Annotated in this window: 15 protein-coding genes; 5 read left to right on the top strand and 10 right to left on the bottom strand. The window is 62.2% G+C overall.

What is annotated here, in order from left to right; genetic code table 11:
* Nucleotides 1-185: 185 nt before the first annotated feature.
* Entirely contained in the window at nucleotides 186-794 is a 609-nt protein-coding gene (locus CKW21_RS07910; protein ID WP_095193419.1) for a lytic transglycosylase domain-containing protein, read from the bottom strand.
* A gap of 222 nt (nucleotides 795-1016) precedes the next feature.
* Between CKW21_RS07910 and gspG the strand changes: the two genes are divergently transcribed.
* The 3 genes from gspG to CKW21_RS31600 all read left to right on the top strand — a co-directional run bounded on the left by gspG (nucleotide 1017) and on the right by CKW21_RS31600 (nucleotide 3387).
* Nucleotides 1017-1466, top strand: a complete 450-nt coding sequence (gene gspG / locus CKW21_RS07905) for a type II secretion system major pseudopilin GspG (protein ID WP_095193418.1) — start codon at nucleotides 1017-1019, stop codon at nucleotides 1464-1466.
* Between the two features lie 14 nt (nucleotides 1467-1480).
* Nucleotides 1481-2668: a type II secretion system F family protein gene (locus CKW21_RS07900; protein WP_095193693.1), complete on the top strand. Its 1188-nt coding sequence runs from the start codon at nucleotides 1481-1483 to the stop codon at nucleotides 2666-2668.
* Between the two features lie 149 nt (nucleotides 2669-2817).
* Complete coding sequence (locus tag CKW21_RS31600) at nucleotides 2818-3387, top strand: hypothetical protein (protein WP_256590149.1); 570 nt, start codon at nucleotides 2818-2820, stop codon at nucleotides 3385-3387.
* A 126-nt stretch (nucleotides 3388-3513) separates the two neighbouring features.
* On the opposite strand, the gene CKW21_RS07885 is transcribed toward CKW21_RS31600, so the two are convergent.
* From CKW21_RS07885 to CKW21_RS07865, 5 genes are all read right to left on the bottom strand, one after another.
* Entirely contained in the window at nucleotides 3514-4410 is an 897-nt protein-coding gene (locus tag CKW21_RS07885; RefSeq protein ID WP_095193416.1) for a LysR family transcriptional regulator, read from the bottom strand.
* A 218-nt stretch (nucleotides 4411-4628) separates the two neighbouring features.
* Nucleotides 4629-5255 (bottom strand): isochorismate family cysteine hydrolase YcaC, encoded by a 627-nt coding sequence (ycaC, locus tag CKW21_RS07880; RefSeq protein WP_095193415.1) that lies wholly within the window; start codon nucleotides 5253-5255, stop codon nucleotides 4629-4631.
* Nucleotides 5256-5325: 70 nt separating this feature from the next.
* On the bottom strand, nucleotides 5326-7164 hold the full coding sequence (locus CKW21_RS07875) for an amidohydrolase (RefSeq protein ID WP_095193414.1): 1839 nt from the start codon (nucleotides 7162-7164) through the stop codon (nucleotides 5326-5328).
* A gap of 30 nt (nucleotides 7165-7194) precedes the next feature.
* Nucleotides 7195-7800 carry an antibiotic biosynthesis monooxygenase gene (locus CKW21_RS07870; RefSeq protein WP_095193413.1) on the bottom strand — a complete coding sequence of 202 codons (606 nt, stop codon included), beginning with the start codon at nucleotides 7798-7800 and terminating at the stop codon, nucleotides 7195-7197.
* Between the two features lie 311 nt (nucleotides 7801-8111).
* Nucleotides 8112-9029 (bottom strand): LysR family transcriptional regulator, encoded by a 918-nt coding sequence (locus CKW21_RS07865; protein WP_095193412.1) that lies wholly within the window; start codon nucleotides 9027-9029, stop codon nucleotides 8112-8114.
* Between the two features lie 158 nt (nucleotides 9030-9187).
* On the opposite strand from CKW21_RS07865, the gene CKW21_RS07860 reads away from it, so the two are divergent.
* Complete coding sequence (locus CKW21_RS07860; protein WP_095193411.1) at nucleotides 9188-9604, top strand: helix-turn-helix domain-containing protein; 417 nt, start codon at nucleotides 9188-9190, stop codon at nucleotides 9602-9604.
* A 131-nt stretch (nucleotides 9605-9735) separates the two neighbouring features.
* Here the strand turns inward: CKW21_RS07860 and CKW21_RS07850 are convergent, their stop codons facing one another.
* The 3 genes from CKW21_RS07850 to CKW21_RS07840 all read right to left on the bottom strand — a co-directional run bounded on the left by CKW21_RS07850 (nucleotide 9736) and on the right by CKW21_RS07840 (nucleotide 12687).
* A complete protein-coding gene (locus CKW21_RS07850) occupies nucleotides 9736-11178 on the bottom strand; it encodes a catalase (RefSeq protein WP_095193409.1) in 1443 nt (480 codons plus the stop codon).
* 74 nt (nucleotides 11179-11252) lie between these two features.
* Nucleotides 11253-12077: an alpha/beta fold hydrolase gene (locus tag CKW21_RS07845; RefSeq protein ID WP_095193408.1), complete on the bottom strand. Its 825-nt coding sequence runs from the start codon at nucleotides 12075-12077 to the stop codon at nucleotides 11253-11255.
* Nucleotides 12078-12111: 34 nt separating this feature from the next.
* Nucleotides 12112-12687 carry a flavodoxin family protein gene (locus CKW21_RS07840; protein WP_095193407.1) on the bottom strand — a complete coding sequence of 192 codons (576 nt, stop codon included), beginning with the start codon at nucleotides 12685-12687 and terminating at the stop codon, nucleotides 12112-12114.
* A gap of 374 nt (nucleotides 12688-13061) precedes the next feature.
* On the opposite strand from CKW21_RS07840, the gene CKW21_RS07835 reads away from it, so the two are divergent.
* Nucleotides 13062-15866: a winged helix-turn-helix domain-containing protein gene (locus tag CKW21_RS07835; protein ID WP_095193406.1), complete on the top strand. Its 2805-nt coding sequence runs from the start codon at nucleotides 13062-13064 to the stop codon at nucleotides 15864-15866.
* On the opposite strand, the gene CKW21_RS07830 is transcribed toward CKW21_RS07835, so the two are convergent.
* Nucleotides 15831-17315 (bottom strand): winged helix-turn-helix domain-containing protein, encoded by a 1485-nt coding sequence (locus tag CKW21_RS07830; protein WP_095193405.1) that lies wholly within the window; start codon nucleotides 17313-17315, stop codon nucleotides 15831-15833. The genes CKW21_RS07835 and CKW21_RS07830 overlap by 36 nt on opposite strands.
* Nucleotides 17316-17345: the final 30 nt, after the last annotated feature.

The raw sequence follows: 17345 nt of genomic DNA, 5'->3' as shown, positions 1-17345 counted from the left end.
GGTGCTCACAGGGAATAATTCTCGACAAGGGTCTTGGAGCAATCTGCATGCCATAAAAAATCTGTTTATTTTTCAGTTAGTTACGATTAGCACTTCATTCATCGGGGGAAATCCCCCAGTTATTCCCCATTTTTTCGCCGCAACCCCCATTCCCCAATGTTGGGGAAACACGCTCCGTTTTTTGCTCACAGGGGGGCATCCGCCGACAGTCCCTGCAGACGCCGGTACTGGTTCAATACGCTGGGCACATAACGCTGGGTTTCGGCGAACGGCGGGACCACCCCGCCACGGCTGAGCACGGCTTGGGGACCTGCGTTGTAGGCGGCCACGGCGAGGGTGATGTCGTTGTCGAACAGCGTCATCAAGCGCTTGAGGTAGCGGGCGCCACCCTGGATGTTGGCCTTGGGGTCGTAGACGTCGGTCACGCCCATCTCACGGGCGGTATCGGGCATCAACTGCATCAAGCCCCCCGCGCCCTTGGGCGACACGGCGCTGGCGTTGTAGCTGGACTCGGCCTGGATCACCGCGTGCAGCAGCGCCGCCGGCAACTGGTTGTCAGTGGCCGCCTTGGATACCAGCTCGGCATAGGGGCGCGCCGCGATCATTTGTGGCTGCTGATCAAGGCTGACCACCGTCGCTTCGGCCTCGCGGATGACCCGCTCATACTGGCGGCCGGGGCGGTGGACGTTGGACAAAACAAAGTTGCCCTTGGCGTCCACGGAAACGAACACGTCGGCCTGCACGGCGCCGGCCAGCAGCGTCAAGCCGAGCAATCCAGCGGTGAGAGTTTTCATTGTTCTGCCTCCCCTGCCCGGCCCCGAAAAATGGGGGTAATGCCCCAATGGCCGGTCGTTTATCAGCCATACGCAAGCACTGTGCCGAAAGCGCGAAGGGCCGTGGCACGGGGGGTGCAGAAAGATGCGCAAGCCTTTACCGGCCCTTTGCATGGCAATTGCATAAGCCCCGGTTACGTAAACCAGCTGCGACCCTTCTGCCGACTGTGTGAGGTCATCACGATGAAACAGCGACTGTCTTTCACCCCGCGTGCCGTTACCCTGCGAGCTCAGCGCGGATTCACCCTGCTGGAACTGTTGGTGGTGCTGGTGGTGCTGGGGCTGTTGGCCGGCATCGTCGCGCCAAAGTATTTCGCGCAACTGGGCCGTTCCGAAGTGAAGGTGGCCAAGGCGCAAATAGAAGGCCTGGCCAAGGCCCTGGACCTCTATCGACTGGAGGTCGGTCATTACCCGTCGACCGAACAGGGTTTGCAGGCACTGGTCACCGCGCCCAGCGACGAAACCCGCTGGACCGGTCCGTACTTGCAGAAAAAACTGCCGCAGGACCCGTGGGGCCGTAATTACACCTACCGCTACCCCGGCGAAAACGGCGAGTACGACTTGCTGTCCATGGGTAAGGACGGCCAACCCGGCGGCGAAGGCGAAAACGCCGAAGTCACCAGTTGGCAGTAACGGAAATGGCGACCATGCGTTTTCACCTCAAAGCGGTAGGCAAGGCCGGTGTAGTGTCCATGACCGTCGAAGCGCCGGGCCATAGCGAAGCACGGCGGATTGCCGAAGACCAGGGCCTGCGGGTGGTCAGCCTGCACGCCGAACGGCACTGGCGGGCGTTGCGCCTCAAGCAGCGCGAGACGTTCAACCTGGTGCTGTTCAGCCAGGAACTGACGACGTTGCTCAACGCCGGCCTGCCGTTGATCGATGCGCTGGAAAGCCTGGCGGAAAAGGAAAGCGCGCCCCAGGCCCGCAAGACCCTGAGCGAGTTGGTGCGCCTGCTTTATGAAGGTAAATCGTTCTCCCAGGCATTGGGCCAGTTGTCGGCGGTTTTCCCGCCTTTGTACGTGGCGTTGGTGCAGTCCAGTGAAAAGACCGGTGCCGTGGGTGATGCCCTGGGCCGCTATGTCAGCTATCGCCAGCGCATGGACGAGGTTCGCCAGAAGATCGTCAGCGCTTCGATCTACCCCATGCTGTTGCTGGTGGTCGGCGGTGGTGTAGTGTTGTTTTTAATGGGTTACGTGGTCCCGCGCTTCAGCCTGGTGTTCGAAGGGCTGGGGTCCAGCCTGCCGTGGCTGTCGCAGATCCTGATGAGCAGCGGCATGTTCCTGCACGCGCACCAGGGCGAATTCTTCGGTGCCTTGCTGGCGATCATCGTCACACTCGCCCTGCTTCAACGACAGCCGTCCTTTCGCCGGGGCCTGGATCGCCTGATTGAAAAACTCCCGGCGGTGCACCAGCGCATCTTCATGTACGAACTGGCGCGCTTTTACCGTTCCCTGGGGATTCTGCTGCAAGGTGGCATTCCCCTCGTCACCGCCATGGGCATGGTTCGCAACCTGCTGACAGTGGCCTCCCGCGCGCGCCTGGACCAGGCCTGTGAGCGCGTGCGCGAGGGCCAATCGTTATCGGCCGCACTGGAACTCAATCACCTGGTGACCCCGGTGTCCCTGCGCCTGCTGCGCGCCGGCGAACAGTCCGGCAACCTCGGACAAATGATGGAGCGCAGCGCCGACTTCTACGACGAAGAAATCAGTCGCTGGATCGAATGGTTCGTGCGGCTGTTCGAACCCTTGCTCATGACCTTTATCGGCCTGCTGATCGGGGTGATCGTGATCCTGATGTACATCCCGATTTTCGAACTGGCCTCCAGCATTCACTGACCCTCTGGAACGGGGTCCCACGCCACGCTGCAATCTTTTTCAACGTTCAACCGAATAACCCGGGACGGTGGCGTGTTCATCGACTGAATACAGCAGCAAGTTGCAATGTTCATCAACGTTCCAGGCTGAACAAGAAGACGGAGAACGACATGCACATCAACAAGCTTTTACTGGCAGTAGCGATTGGCGCGGTTTTGTCGGCGTCTACCGTATTGATTCCAGGCAGTGTGTCCGATATGTCGAGTGCCCAGGCGAGAGATGGCGGTAGTGGTGGCGGCGGCGGTGGCGGTGGTCATGGAGGTGGGGGTGGTGGTCATGGTGGCGGTGGCGGCGGCCATGGAGGTGGTGGCGGTGGTCACGGTGGTGGTGGCCATGGAGGTGGTGGTGGCGGTAACGGCGGTGGCCATGGCGGAAATGGTTCTGGTGGCGGCAATGGCGGCGGAAGCGGCAGTGGTCACGGCGGCAGTAGCGGCAGCAGTGGTCACAGTGGCAGCGACCATGCTGGCAGCACAGCCTCGAATTCCGGTCGCAGCGGCACCCATGCCGAACCGGGTGATGATCATGGGGTTCACCGTTCGGGTGATGACCATGGCGTTCATCGCTCGGGTGATGACCATGGCGTTCACCGCTCGGGCGACGACCACGGGGTTCATCGTTCGGGCGACGATCGCGGACTGCATGCCGGCGGCGAGCCCGGGGATGACAAACGCGTAAACTGACCTGCCCTAGAACCTGTGGGAGCGAGCCTGCTCGCGAAGGCGTCCTGTCATACAACATTGTTGTCGACCGAGACTCCGCTTTCGCAAGCAAGCCTGCTCCCGCAGTGGGTGGTGTGAACCGCAGATTTACAACCCACCCTCGGACCGATCCAGACGCTCCCGCAAAAACTCGATCAACGCCTGCACCGGCCGCGACGATTGCCGGTGCTGTGGATACACCGCCGACAGTACCAGCGGCTCTGTCCGAAACTCATCCAGCACCGGCACCAGCCTCCCATCCTTCAGCGCCGAACCGACGATAAAGGTCGGCAGGTAGGTAATGCCCATCCCGGCAATCGCCGCGTCCTTGAGCAACTCGCCGTTGTTGACCCGCATCCGTCCGGTAACGTTGACGGCCAGCGGTTTGCCCTGCCCCGCGAAGCGCCATTGCACTTGACGACCGTGGCCGTAAGGCAGGCAGTCGTGGCCAAGCAGGTCTTCCGGTTTGAGTGGTGTGCCGCGTTCAGCCAGGTAAGCCGGACTCGCGCAATACACGCGCTCGATAGACGCGATGCGGCGGGCAATCAGCGTCGAATCCTCAAGAATGCCGATGCGCAGGGCCAGGTCGTAGCCTTCACCGAGCAAGTCCACCGGACGATCACTCAGGTCCACTTCCACCGTGACCTCACGATAGCGCTGCAAAAACACCGGTAGCAGACAGCCCAGGTGCGCCAGCGCAAACGACAGCGGTGCACTGACGCGGATAGTCCCGCGTGGCTCGGTGGTTTGCCCGGCGATGCCCTGCTCCACTTGCTCGACTTCACCGAGCAATCGCAGGGCCGATTCGTAATAACTCTGGCCCAGGGGTGTGACGTCGAGGCGCCGGGTCGAACGATTGAGCAACCGCACGCCCAGGCGTTCTTCAAGCTGCATCAGGCGTCGGCTGACGAATTGCTTGGACAGGCCCAATTGATCGGCGGCCGCCGTGAAGCTGCCGGAGTCCATGACCTGGCAAAAGATACGCATGTCTTCGAATGGGTTCATTGTCATGCTCTGGGTGACAGTGATGGCACTCTATAACTGTTTCCCCCTTTTTATCACCCTTGCGAAAAACAATGTGGGAGCGAGCCTGTTGTGGCGAGGGAGCTTGCTCCCGTTGGGTCGCGTAGCGGCCCCAAAAGCTTTGGGACTGCTTCGCAGCCGAACGGGAGCAAGCTCCCTCGCCACACAGGCTCGCTCCCACGAAGGATTGCGTTGGGGGCTTACTGGGCAGTAAACGTGGTGTAGCTGTTGATCAGGTTGCGGTAGTTCGGCAGGCGTTCGGACAGCAGGTTGGCCAGGCCTTCCATGTCATTGCGCCAGTCGCCTTGCAGCTCGCAGGCCACCGAGAACCAGTTCAGCAGGTGTGCACCGGCGGCCGACATGCGCGCCCAGGCGGCTTGCTGCACGGTGGTGTTGAAGGTGCCGGAAGCGTCGGTCACCACGAACACTTCAAAACCTTCGGCAATGGCCGACAGGGTCGGGAATGCCACGCAGACGTCAGTCACCACACCGGCGATGATCAGTTGCTTGCGACCGGTGGCCTTGACGGCTTTGACGAAGTCTTCGTTGTCCCAGGCGTTGATCTGACCAGGACGCGCAATGAACGGTGCGTCAGGGAACTGCGCCTTGAGCTCCGGTACGATCGGACCGTTAGGCCCCTTGTCGAAACTGGTGGTGAGGATGGTCGGCAGTTTGAAGAACTTGGCGATGTCGCCCAGTGCCAGCACGTTGTTCTTGAATTCGTTGGGCGAGAAATCCTGCACCAGCGAAATCAGACCGGTCTGGTGGTCGACCAGCAGTACCACTGCATCGTCTTTGTTCAGGCGTGAGTACGGAACGTTGCTCATGAAAAAACTCCTTGGTGGATGGTTGTTGCTTGCTGCGCCGGTCCATGCGGCCGGCGCTTTTGGGTGTTCGTCAGAAGGCAAAGCACGAGCAGCCGAAGGCGCCCCAGAAACCCGCAAAATCGCTGACCGGCGCATTCGACAGGCGTGCCCGCTCGTGGCTGTGGGAGTGCACCGCGCAAGGCCCGCTGCACTGGTGAACCTGCGCCTGCAACGGCGAGTTCGGCCGCCAGTGACCCGGGACTTTCACCACCGGCGACCAGTCCGGCAGCACCGGCACGCTGGCAGGTCCCAGCGTCTCGAAATCGCCGGCGGCGTACACCACCTTGCCGCCGACCACGGTCAGTACCGACTCGATCCACTTGATCGCTTCTTCGTCGACGCTGAAAAAATCCGCGCTCAAGGCGGCCAGGTCCGCCAGTTGCCCGACCTTGATCTGGCCTTTCTTGCCCTGCTCGGACGAGAACCAGGCACTGCCGTGGGTGAACAGTTCCAGCGCGGTCTGCCGCGACAGGCCTTCGGCGTGCAATGCCATGCCGCCGACGGTGCGCCCGCTGACCATCCAGTACAGCGAGGTCCACGGGTTGTAGCTCGACACTCGCGTGGCATCGGTGCCGGCACCCACCGGCACGCCTTCGGCGAGCATGCGCTGGATCGGCGGCGTGGCTTCGGCGGCCTTGGCGCCGTAGCGCTCGACGAAATACTCGCCCTGAAACGCCATGCGATCCTGAATCGCGATGCCGCCGCCTAGCGCCCTCACCCGCTCGATGTTCCGGGGAGTGATGGTTTCGGCGTGATCGAAAAACCACGGCAAGCCATTGAACGGAATGTCGCGGTTGACCTTCTCGAACACGTCGAGCATGCGGCTGATGGACTCGTCGTAGGTGGCGTGCAAACGGAACGGCCAGCGCTGCTCGACCAGATGGCGCACCACCGGCTCCAGTTCGTCTTCCATGCTTTGCGGCAGGTCCGGGCGTGGTTCGAGGAAGTCCTCGAAATCCGCCGCCGAGAACACCAGCATCTCTCCGGCGCCGTTGTGTCGCAGGTAGTCATCGCCCTGATGCAACTTGACGCTGCCGGTCCAGTTCTGGAAATCCGTCAGCTCTTCCTTGGGTTTCTGGGTGAACAGGTTGTAGGCGATGCGAATGGTCAACTGCTGGTCCTTGGCCAACTGCTCGATCACCTGGTAATCGTCCGGATAATTCTGGAAACCACCCCCGGCATCAATGGCGCTGGTCAGCCCCAGGCGATTGAGTTCGCGCATGAACTGACGCGTCGAGTTGACTTGATACTCCAGCGGCAGCTTCGGCCCCTTGGCCAGGGTCGAGTAGAGAATCATCGCGTTGGGTCGCGCCACCAGCATGCCGGTAGGGTTGCCATTGGCATCGCGGACGATTTCGCCACCTGGCGGATTCGGTGTGTCACGGGTATAACCGGCCACGCGCAAGGCGGCCCGGTTGAGCAAGGCGCGGTCGTACAAATGCAGGACGAACACCGGGGTGTCCGGCGCGGCCTGATTGAGCTCTTCGAGGGTTGGCATGCGCTTTTCGGCGAACTGGAACTCGTTCCAGCCCCCGACCACCCGCACCCATTGCGGCGTCGGCGTGCGATCAGCCTGTTCCTTGAGCATGCGCAGCGCATCGGCCAGGGACGGCACACCTTCCCAACGCAGCTCAAGGTTGTAGTTCAAGCCGCCACGGATCAGGTGCAGGTGCGAGTCGTTGAGGCCGGGAATCACGCAACGGCCCTTGAGGTCGATCACCTGCGTGCCCGAGCCGCGCAAGGCCATGGCCTCGGCATCGCTGCCAACGGCGACGAAACGACCATCGCTGATGGCCACGGCACTGGCGAAGGGCTTTTCACGGTCAACGGTATGAAACTGGCCATTGAACAAAATCAGATCGGCGTTCATCGCGTTTCCTTAAGGCATGTTTGTATAGGGCTAAGCGGAATGGGACTGGCCGGCTTCCAGCCACCGAGCGAACAGGCGCGTGGCGAGCGGCATGAAGACGTACACCACCGACAGCACGATGGTCAGGGTGATCAGGAAGGTCGCGACCACGTAGCTGGAAAGGAAGGCGTTGAGCTGCAACAACGGCCCCCAGAGCAGCGGCACGAGCAAGGTGTGCGGCAGGATCACCAGCAGCGTCACCACCGCCTGCTTCCAGCGCGGCGGTGGCGACGCGGCATCGGCCAGCGGGGTAAACCAGAATTCGTTGAGCGGATTGACCTCGGTCTGGTCGCCGTCGGCCAGCATCGGCGCAGCTTCGTCGACCAGTGCCTGGCGCTGCGGCGAATCGAGCCAGCGTTGCATGGCTTCGGTGGAACAGAAGCGCAGCACACAGGTGAACATCTGCAAGCCGCCGTGCTGGCCGCGAATCACATCGACACCCAAATGCCCTTCACTCTGCCCGGCAATGCCGACGATGCGCCGCAACCAGGTTTCATAAGCGGCTTCATGACCGGCCTTGATCCGATGCTTGACGATCAGCGTGACAATCTCATCGGACCCCGGTGCTGGCTTGCTCTGGGAATGGGCTACAGGCATGACGAACGGGCTCCGGCGAAACTGGGTTGGGAATGGGTGGATCATGCCGGGGCGGGGAAGGAAAAAATTGGATGTACGTGCTCTTTTTGCGAGAGTGCGTGGATCTGAAAATCAACACGAAACCACTGTGGGAGCGAGCCTGCTCGCGAAGGCGGCCTTTCAGGCAAAAAAGAGTTGGATGACAGACCGCTTTCGCGAGCAGGCTCGCTCCCACAGTGGGTTCGGGTACATCCGGGAGGGATGGGGCGGCTGTCAGGCCGCTTTCGCGAGCAGGCTCGCTCCCACAAGAGGATCGGGTACATCCTCAAGAGTCAGGCAATCTCCAACGACGCCGACATGAACTGACTGATCCGCGAACGCAACCAGCGCTCCGCCGGATCATTGTCATGCACCCCGCTCCAGGCCATCGACAATTGCGCTGCCTCAATTTCGAACGGCGGATCCTCGGCACGCAAACCACAGCCCTCCACCAACGCGCACGCCGCATAATCCGGCACGGTGGCAATCATCTCGGTTCCGGCCAGCAACGCGCGCAAACCACTGAACTGCGGCACGCCCAGCACCACCTTGCGACACCGTCCGACCTTGGCCAGGTCCAGGTCGATATTGCCGCTCAGGTCACCGGAAAACGACACCATCGCATGAGGTCGCGCGCAGTATTCGTCGAGGGTCAGCGGCCCCGGCCGGGTGTCGCCACGCAGCACTTTGCAGGGGATGTCGCGCAGTTTCTTGCGCTTGGCATTGGCCGGCAACTCCTGGGTGTAACTGACGCCCACGGAGATTTCCCCGGAGGCCAGCAAGGCCGGCATCAGCAGATAATTGGCGCGACGCACCACGACGACGATGCCCGGTGCCTCTTCCTGCAACTGGCGCAACAGCGGCGGAAACAGACCGAACTCGGCATCGTCCGACAGCCCGATGCGAAACACGTCGCAACTGGTCGCCGGATCGAACTCCTTGGCCCGGCTGACCGCGCCGGAGATGGTGTCCATCGCCGGTTGCAGTTCCTTGAGGATCGCCAGCGCCCGCCCTGTCGGCTCCATGCCGCGACCGTTGCGCAACAGCAGCGGATCATCGAACAGATCGCGCAACCGACCGAGGGCGGCACTCACCGCCGGCTGCCCCATGAACAGTTTTTCCGCCACACGGGTCAGGTTCTTTTCGAACATCAGCGCTTCGAAAATCACCAGCAGGTTCATGTCGACGCGACGCAGATCGTTTCGATTCATAGGCACGGGTTCCTTGTGTATTGAGCCAGGCACGAGAGTGACGATTGTGTCTGACTTTACGCAAGACTTCCCGCAGGGAATGAGGAATTAACAACGATTAACTCGCGGGCCAGAGCCTTCGGGTTCAAAAATTGAGCCTACCGACCAGGACATTCGCCATGGCTCATTTCCAGCAAAACACTGCCCGCGCGACAGTCACTGAAACACAAAGAAAAAGCGCCGGCGGCCTCAGTCCGCAGCGCGAACGGCTGATCAAACAACTGATCCTCGAACGCCTGGGTGACCCACTGGAAGTGACCGAGCTGGCCCAGGCCTGTTCGTTGTCGCGCAGTCATTTCTCCCGCGCGTTCAAATGCAGCACCGGCCACTCGCCCCAGGAGTGGATTCGCCAGCAACGTATTGCCCGCGCCAAGCTGCTGATCCAGCACACCGACCTCAGCCTTACGCAAATCAGCCTGGAGTGCGGCTTCTGCGATCAGGCGCACTTCTGCCATATGTTTACCCGCAGCGAAGGGATCAATCCGTTTGCCTGGCGTTGCCGGACGGTGCGTTCCGTTCGCCACGCTACCCCGTAGGCCAGGATGGCGAATCCCCTCTGTGGGAGCGAGCCTGCTCGCGAAAGCGATGTATCAGTCGACACATGTATTGACTGATGCTCAGCCTTCGCGAGCAGGCTCGCTCCCACAGAGGGATCAAGGTGTCCGCATTATCCCAACGGAACCAACCGCTCCAGTGCCTCGGCCACCCCGCGACCATAAGCCGGATCAGCCTTGGTGCAGTTGTCGATATGCCGCTGGCGGATCAATTGCGGCACACCGTTCATGGCCCGCGCCGTGTTCTCGAACAGCAATTGCTGACGTGCCGGGTCCATCAGGCGAAACAGGTTGCCCGGTTGCTCCCAGTGATCCTCTTCGAGCCGATGATCATAGTGCCGGGCGAAGCCTTCCAGCGGCAGCGGTGGTTCGGACAATTCCTTCGAATCCTCCCATTCACCCACGCTGTTCGGGAAGTAACTGGCGGTGCCGCCCAGGTTGCCGTCGGTGCGCATGGCGCCGTCGCGGTGGTAGCTGTGATGCGGGCAGCGCGGCGCGTTGACCGGGATGTGGTTGAAATTCACCCCGAGGCGATAGCGCTGGGCGTCGCCATAGGAAAACAGTCGCGCCTGGAGCATGCGGTCCGGCGAGAAGCTGACGCCGGGCACCACGTTGGCCGGGGAAAACGCCGCTTGTTCGATTTCGGCAAAGTGGTTCTCGGCATTGCGATTGAGCTCCATGGTGCCGACTTCGATCAGCGGAAACTCGCCGTGCGGCCAGACCTTGGTCAAGTCAAACGGGTTGTGCCGGTAGGTGTTGGCCTGCTCCTCGGTCATCACCTGGATGCACAGCTTCCAGCGCGGAAAATGGCCCTGCTCGATGCTCTCGTACAGATCCCGCAGGTTGCTTTCGCGGTCCTTGCCGACCACCACGGCAGCCTCGGCATCCGACAGGTTCTCAATGCCTTGTTGGCAGACAAAATGAAACTTCACCCACACCCGCTGGTTGTCGCGGTCGATCAGGCTGAAGGTGTGGCTGCCGAAGCCGTGCATGTGACGGAAACTGGTGGGAATCCCCCGGTCGCTCATCACGATGGTCACCTGATGCAGCGCCTCGGGCAGCAGGGTCCAGAAATCCCAGTTGCTGGTGGCGTTGCGCAGGCCGGTGCGCGGGTCGCGCTTGACCACGTGGTTGAGGTCGGAAAAACGCAGCGGATCGCGGAAGAAAAACACCGGGGTGTTGTTGCCGACGATGTCCCAGTTGCCTTCCTGGGTATAGAACTTCACCGCGAAACCACGGATGTCACGCTCGGCATCGGCAGCGCCGCGTTCACCGGCCACCGAGGAAAAACGCACGAACAGCGGCGTCTCTTTTCCCACCGAGCTGAAAATATCGGCTTTTGTGTAACGAGTAATGTCATTGGTCACGGTGAAGGTGCCGTAGGCGCCCGAACCCTTGGCGTGCATGCGCCGTTCCGGGATCAATTCACGGTCGAAATGGGCGAGTTTCTCCAGCAACCAGATGTCTTGCAGCAGCGCCGGGCCACGGGGGCCGGCGGTCTGGATATTGAGGTTGTCGGCCACCGGGGCGCCTGTGGCGTTGGTCAGCTTTTTCATGGGACTTCATCTCGATTGATAGCGACTCATCAGGAGCTAAATCCGGCGCGGATCTACGCCCGCGCCGGGGTCGGTCAACCCTTGAGGAACGCCAGCAGATCGGCGTTGAGCTGATCCTTGTGGGTATCAGTCAAGCCATGGGGCGCACCGGGGTAGATCTTCAGCGTAGAACCTTTCACCAATCCTGCCGAAGCGATGCCCGCCGCTTCGATCGGCACCACCTGATCGGCGTCGCCATGCACCACCAGGGTCGGCACGTCGAACGTCTTCAGGTCCTCGGTGAAGTCGGTTTCCGAGAACGCCTTGATGCAGTCGTAGGCGTTTTTGTGCCCGGCGGTCATGCCCTGCATCCAGAACCAGTCGATCATGCCCTGGGACGGCTTGGCGCCGGGTTTGTTGAAGCCGAAGAACGGGCCGCTGGCGAGGTCCTTGTACAGCTGCGAACGGTCGGCCAGTGATGCCTGGCGAATACCGTCGAACACTTCGATGGGCAGGCCGCCGGGGTTGGCGTCGGTCTTGAGCATCAGCGGCGGCACCGCGGAAATCAGCCCGGCCTTGGCCACGCGGTCGGTGCCGTGGCGACCGATGTAGCGCGCCACTTCGCCGCCACCAGTGGAGAAGCCGAACAGCACGGCATTCCGTAGATCCAGGTGTTCGATCAGTTGCGCAAGGTCGTCGGCATAGGTGTCCATGTCGTTGCCGAACCACGGCTGGCTGGAACGGCCATGACCACGGCGGTCGTGGGCGATTACCCGATAGCCCCGGGAGGCGAGGAAGATCATCTGCGATTCCCAGCTGTCGGCATTCAGCGGCCAGCCGTGGCTGAAGACGACGGGCTGACCGCTGCCCCAGTCCTTGAAATAAATCTCGGTACCGTCGCGGGTGGTGAATGTGCTCATGGGACGTGCTCCTTTACGTGAGGGTTGAGGTCAATCAATCAGCTTGGCGACCGAAACGGTCGGCCAGCCGCGCCACCCGCTCGCCCAAGTGCGCGGCGGTGCAACGGTCTTCGGCGGGTGGCGCCTGTTCGGGGGATTGTTCGACGTTCGATTGGGCCATGGCGCCCAGCGAGCTGCCGAGGCGATTGAGTTGCCCATCGAACACTCCGCTACCGGAACGCGCCGGCAGCAGGTCGAGGCCAACCCAGATCATCGAATGCTGGGCAGCGAATACCGCCATCTGCAGCAGGGTGTTGAGCTTGTCGCCGCACAGGCAGCCGGAATTGGTGAAGCCGGCCGCCAGCTTGTCGCGCCACGGCCGGGCCAGGTAGAACGGCGCCGTGGCTTCCATGAAGCCCTTGAAGGCGGCCGAGGCGCTGCCGATGTAGGTCGGGGCGCCAAAAATGATCGCGTCGGCGCGGTGCAGAGTGTCCCAGTATTGGTCCACGTCTTCGACGGACACCAGCCGACAGGTGCTGCCCGGGTGTCGCTCCACACCCTGGGCCACGGCCTCGGCCATGACGCGGGTATGCCCGTAGCCACTGTGATAGACCACCACCACGTTGCTCATTCCGGTGTCCTTGCGATATGTCGAATCCCTGATATCTGTAGGAGCGAAGCTTGCTCGCGAAGGTGTATCAGACACATTGGTGTCGCCTGACACACCTTCGCGAGCAAGCTTCGCTCCTGCAGGGGATGAGTTTTGGGCGAAAACCGGACGCAGGACGAGTTAAACGTTGTTAATTTTCCATGACGCGCAAACAGCGTTGCCCAGCCGTTTGTCAGCGCCGCGTCCAATAGAAACGGGCGTACGTTAAGGTCCGTGGAACGCTGCAGTCGCAACAGGCACCCCGCAGTCATCCAAACGGCACATTGCGCGGATCAGAAAACCTGAGAATATGCTTGAGAACCGCGATTCAGACGGATGCAAGCAGGAGTTAGCCGTTGCCCCTTTCCCTCGTACAAGCTGTGCATTTCGGCCCTTACAGGGTCTACCCCGGGCAGCGCCTGATACTGGAGGCCGACCAGCCGCTGCGTCTGGGCCGACGGGCCATGGACATCCTGTTGATCCTGCTCAAACACGCCGGGAACGTGGTCAGCAAACAACAACTGCTCGCCGAAGTCTGGCCCGACACTGTGGTGGAAGAGATCAACCTGCGGGTGCATATGGCGGCCCTGCGCAAGGCCCTCGGCGACGGTCAGGCCGGCCAGCGCTACATCGTCACCGTGGCTCAGCGTGGCTACAGTTTCGTGGCACCCTGCTCGCTTGAGCGTGTCGAGCAGCAGCCAGCCAGCGAAGGTCCGCCATCGAGCGGACACAACCTGCCCCTGCGCCGTACCCGCCTGATTGGTCGCCAGGTATTGGTCGACAACCTGGTGACGCAACTGCCGCGCCAGCGCTTCATCACCCTGGTCGGCCCCGGTGGCATCGGCAAGACCACCGTGGCCTTGCGCGTCGCCGAACAGCTGATCGGCCGGTACCGCGACGGCATTCGTCTGCTGGACCTGGCGCCGATCAATGATCCGCTGATGATCGCCGGTCACCTGGCCGCGTTGTTGGGCCTGTCCCTGCACGACACCGAACCACTGAACAGCCTCGCCCTGTTCCTGCGCGAGCGGGAGATGCTGCTGGTCATCGATAACTGCGAGCACCTGATCGACCATGTGGCGCTTCTCTGTGAAAGCCTGCTGTGTGGCGCGCCGCAACTGCAAATTCTCGCCACCAGCCGCGAGGGCCTGCGTGCCGAGGGCGAATTCGTCCAGCGCCTGGAATCGCTGGACTGCCCGCCGCCCATTGCCGTGCTGGACCGTGCCCAGGCCTTGAGCTTTTCCGCGCTGCAATTGTTCGTCGAACGGGCCATGGCCAGTCACGACAGCTTCGAACTGAGCGATGCCGAGTTGCCGCTGTTGATCGACATCTGCCGACGCCTCGACGGCATACCACTGGCGTTGGAACTGGCGGCCGCGCAAGTCGCCAGCCTCGGCCTCGCTGGCTTGCTGGCGCAACTGCAGGACAGTTTTCGCCTGCTCACCCACAGCAGCAACACGACGCTCGGCCGGCATCAGACCCTGCGCGCCACGCTGGACTGGAGCTTCGAACTGCTCAGCACCTGCGAACAGACCTGCTTGCGCCGACTGAGTGTCTTCCGCGGCGGCTTTACCCTTGAGTCGGCCGCGGCGGTGATCGTCGGCGGGCATATCGAACCGCGCGAAGTATTCGGCTCGATCACGCAACTGGTGGCCAAGTCGCTGCTGAGCGTGGACGTCGGCGACGAAGAGGTGTTCTACCGCCTGCTCGACACCACCCGCAGCTATGCCCTGGAAAAACTCGAGCAGACCAGCGAGCTGCCCGGCACCCGCGAGCGCCATGCCGAACGCTGCCTGGTCTTGATGCAACAGGCGCACAAAGAGTGGGAGCGGATTCCGACAGCGCTGTGGATCGAGCGGTACGCCCGTGGCCTGGAAGATATCCGCGCGGCCCTCGATTGGGGCCTGGATGCCCGGGGACCGCAGACACTGGCGATCCGCTTGACCGCGGTGTCCGCACCACTTTGGCAAGAGCTGTCGCTGCCCAGGGAGCATGGCGGCCATGTGCGCAAGGCCCTGGCCTTGCTCGATGCGACGCTTGAACCCTGCCCGCACCTGAAAATGGCCCTGAAGCTGGCCCTCGGCAGCGCCTGCTACCACGCCCAGGGCGGCACCGCTGAAGCCATCGGCGCTTTCGTCACCGCCAGAACCCTCGCCAGGCAGTGCAATGACGTGGTTGGAGAGCTGCGCGCCGTTTCCGGGTATCTGGCCGTCAATCTCCTCTGCGGTAACTATCAGATGGCCCTGGAGCAGAGTCAGCAATTCGACCGTTTGGGAGTGTCCGGCGACCCTGTGTTGTCTCTCAGCACCCATCGCTTGCGAGTGTTGGCGCTGCACTTTGCCGGAAATCAATCTCGGGCGCGGCTGAATGCCGAAGAGGTGCTCCAGCGCATGGCCCACAGCGGCCATCTCAACCGCTTCACCCACGGCTTTGGCGTGCAGTACGACCAGAGCGTCGCCGCCCTGACCATTCTGGCGCGCGTCCTCTGGATACAGGGTCTGCCGGATCAAGCCTGGCGTACGGCACGACAGGCGCTGAACATTGCCCTGCAGATCAACCATGGCACCTCCATCTGCTACACCCTGGCGCTCTCGGGTTGCCTGATCGCCCACTACAACGGCGACACCCGCACTTCCCGCGAACTGTTGGGCCTGCTGCTGGAACAGTCGCGCAAACACTCGGTGCTGCCGTTCTACACCTTTGCGCAACACTATGCGCAGGTCATGGACAGTTCTGACGAACCCCCGCCGCGACTGGCGGGTGTCGGATTGATCAAGGAAATCATGGTGACCCTGGACACCGGCTTCGTCGATGACGACTTGCTGCAACGCGCCAACAGCGGCGCGGCGGGCTGGAGTACCGCGGAGATTCTGCGGGCCCGCGCCGATGCGCTGCTGGCAGCGGATTGCCCGGTGAAAAACCGTGACGCCGAACCCCTGCTGCTCAAGGCGCTCGACATAGCAAACACTCAAGGCGCCCTGGCCTGGGAACTGCGCAGCGCCACTTCGCTGGCGCGGCTTTGGCAGCGTCAGGGTCGCCACCAGCAGGCACATGAACTGTTAGCGCCGATCTACCAGCGCTTCACCGAAGGGCATGCCACGCCAGACCTGATTGCTGTGCGCCGATTACTCGGCGAGTTGCAGGACCACCGGCCGGCCTGACCGTCGATGCGACTGACTGATGTAGTCGGCGTACCGCATTTCAAAGGTGCGCAAGGCGCCACTGTGTTCGAGTTTTTCCAGGGCGTAACTGCGGGTGGTGTTGAGAAAGCGGTAACGGGTTACGCCACTGGCTTGGTCGCGCGATAGCAGCGACTTCAGCGCCAGGCTTTCCAGCACCTTGTTCAGGTTGGCGGACAGCAGTGTGGCGCAACTGACCACGCCCATCGCCGCGTCCGGGGTGAACGCCGACTTGAACACCGCCAGGCGCTGCAACACGGTTTGCTCCACCGGGCTCAGCCGTTCGTAACTCCAGTCCAGGGCGGCCTTGAGAGTCTGGTGCCGGGGGACTGCCGTGCGCCGGCCTTGGGTCAACAGTTGAAAGCAGTTATCCAGTTGCGCCTGCAAGCCCACCAGCGCCAGCGCATCGATCTGCGCCGCCGCCAGTTCTATCGCCAGGGGCAACCCATCGAGCCGTCGACAGATTTCGCGCACGGCCCTGAGGTCCTGCTCGCGCAGGGAAAATCCTTGCTGACGGGCACGTGCGCGGCTGACGAACAGCTGCGCAGCCGAATAGCCCATGACTTCGTCGACACTGTGCAACGCCGATACCGGCGGTACCACCAGCGGCGGCAGCGCCAATAACGCTTCCCCAGTGGCCAGCAGCGGTTCACGACTGGTGATCAGAATCGACAGGCGCGGCGCCGAGTCCAACAGCCTTTCGACCAGGGCCTGGCAGCGCTCCAGCAAGTGTTCGCAGTTATCGAGGATCAACAGCGCATGCCGTTGCCTCAGCACGTCCAGGGTGGTGCCGGTTTCCAGCGCCAGGGTGCGCGTCAGGTGATCCTCCACCTGCGCCGGATCATCGATCATCGCCAGGTCCACCCGCCACACGCCATCGCGATAGTGCTGCAACAGCAGTTCGCCGACGCGCAGGGCGACCGTGGTCTTGCCGATACCGCAGGGCCCGACCAGGGTCATGCAGCGCCGTATCGGCAACTGCCGGACCAGACTGCCGACCACCGCATCACGGCCGGTGATCGACGTCAGCCGTGCGGGCAGGTTGTGTTGGGGTTTATGCGCAGGGGCGCAAGAGATCGGCATGAGCTCCGATGCCTGTTGCACCGGCGCGACGAAGCTATAGCCGCGCTGGGGAATGTTGACGATGTAGCAGTGACCGCCCTCGCCATCGCGAAAGGCTCGACGCAGCGCGGCAATATGCACCCGCAGATTGATTTCCTCGACCACCGACCTCGGCCAGACCTTGGCGATCAATTCGTCCTTGCTGACCACCGAGCCTGCGTGCTCGACCAGTACCTGGAGGATATCCAGGGCCCGTCCCCCCAGGCGCAGCGGTTGATCGCCTTCCAGCACCAATCGCTGATGAAGGTGGAACGCGTAGGGGCCGAAGCGCAGCACGGTGTCGCTATTTATGTATCCAAGGCTAATCATTGACCTTCACCCGCAGGGAGCCTGCCCGGC

Origin of the sequence: Pseudomonas sp. Irchel 3A7 (genome assembly GCF_900187565.1) — a bacterium.
Taxonomy (GTDB): Bacteria; Pseudomonadota; Gammaproteobacteria; order Pseudomonadales; family Pseudomonadaceae; genus Aquipseudomonas.
Note: the sequence above shows the minus strand (reverse complement) of the source record. Positions and strands in the feature narration are given on the sequence as shown.

What these genes read in the sequence shown, in the direction of transcription:
- CKW21_RS07910 (WP_095193419.1), bottom strand. Translation starts at nt 794, where the DNA reads ATGAAAACTCTCACCGCTGGATTGCTCGGCTTGACGCTGCTGGCCGGC.
- gspG (WP_095193418.1), top strand. Translation starts at nt 1,017, where the DNA reads ATGAAACAGCGACTGTCTTTCACCCCGCGTGCCGTTACCCTGCGAGCT.
- CKW21_RS07900 (WP_095193693.1), top strand. Translation starts at nt 1,481, where the DNA reads ATGCGTTTTCACCTCAAAGCGGTAGGCAAGGCCGGTGTAGTGTCCATG.
- CKW21_RS31600 (WP_256590149.1), top strand. Translation starts at nt 2,818, where the DNA reads ATGCACATCAACAAGCTTTTACTGGCAGTAGCGATTGGCGCGGTTTTG.
- CKW21_RS07885 (WP_095193416.1), bottom strand. Translation starts at nt 4,410, where the DNA reads ATGAACCCATTCGAAGACATGCGTATCTTTTGCCAGGTCATGGACTCC.
- ycaC (WP_095193415.1), bottom strand. Translation starts at nt 5,255, where the DNA reads ATGAGCAACGTTCCGTACTCACGCCTGAACAAAGACGATGCAGTGGTA.
- CKW21_RS07875 (WP_095193414.1), bottom strand. Translation starts at nt 7,164, where the DNA reads ATGAACGCCGATCTGATTTTGTTCAATGGCCAGTTTCATACCGTTGAC.
- CKW21_RS07870 (WP_095193413.1), bottom strand. Translation starts at nt 7,800, where the DNA reads ATGCCTGTAGCCCATTCCCAGAGCAAGCCAGCACCGGGGTCCGATGAG.
- CKW21_RS07865 (WP_095193412.1), bottom strand. Translation starts at nt 9,029, where the DNA reads ATGAATCGAAACGATCTGCGTCGCGTCGACATGAACCTGCTGGTGATT.
- CKW21_RS07860 (WP_095193411.1), top strand. Translation starts at nt 9,188, where the DNA reads ATGGCTCATTTCCAGCAAAACACTGCCCGCGCGACAGTCACTGAAACA.
- CKW21_RS07850 (WP_095193409.1), bottom strand. Translation starts at nt 11,178, where the DNA reads ATGAAAAAGCTGACCAACGCCACAGGCGCCCCGGTGGCCGACAACCTC.
- CKW21_RS07845 (WP_095193408.1), bottom strand. Translation starts at nt 12,077, where the DNA reads ATGAGCACATTCACCACCCGCGACGGTACCGAGATTTATTTCAAGGAC.
- CKW21_RS07840 (WP_095193407.1), bottom strand. Translation starts at nt 12,687, where the DNA reads ATGAGCAACGTGGTGGTGGTCTATCACAGTGGCTACGGGCATACCCGC.
- CKW21_RS07830 (WP_095193405.1), bottom strand. Translation starts at nt 17,315, where the DNA reads ATGATTAGCCTTGGATACATAAATAGCGACACCGTGCTGCGCTTCGGC.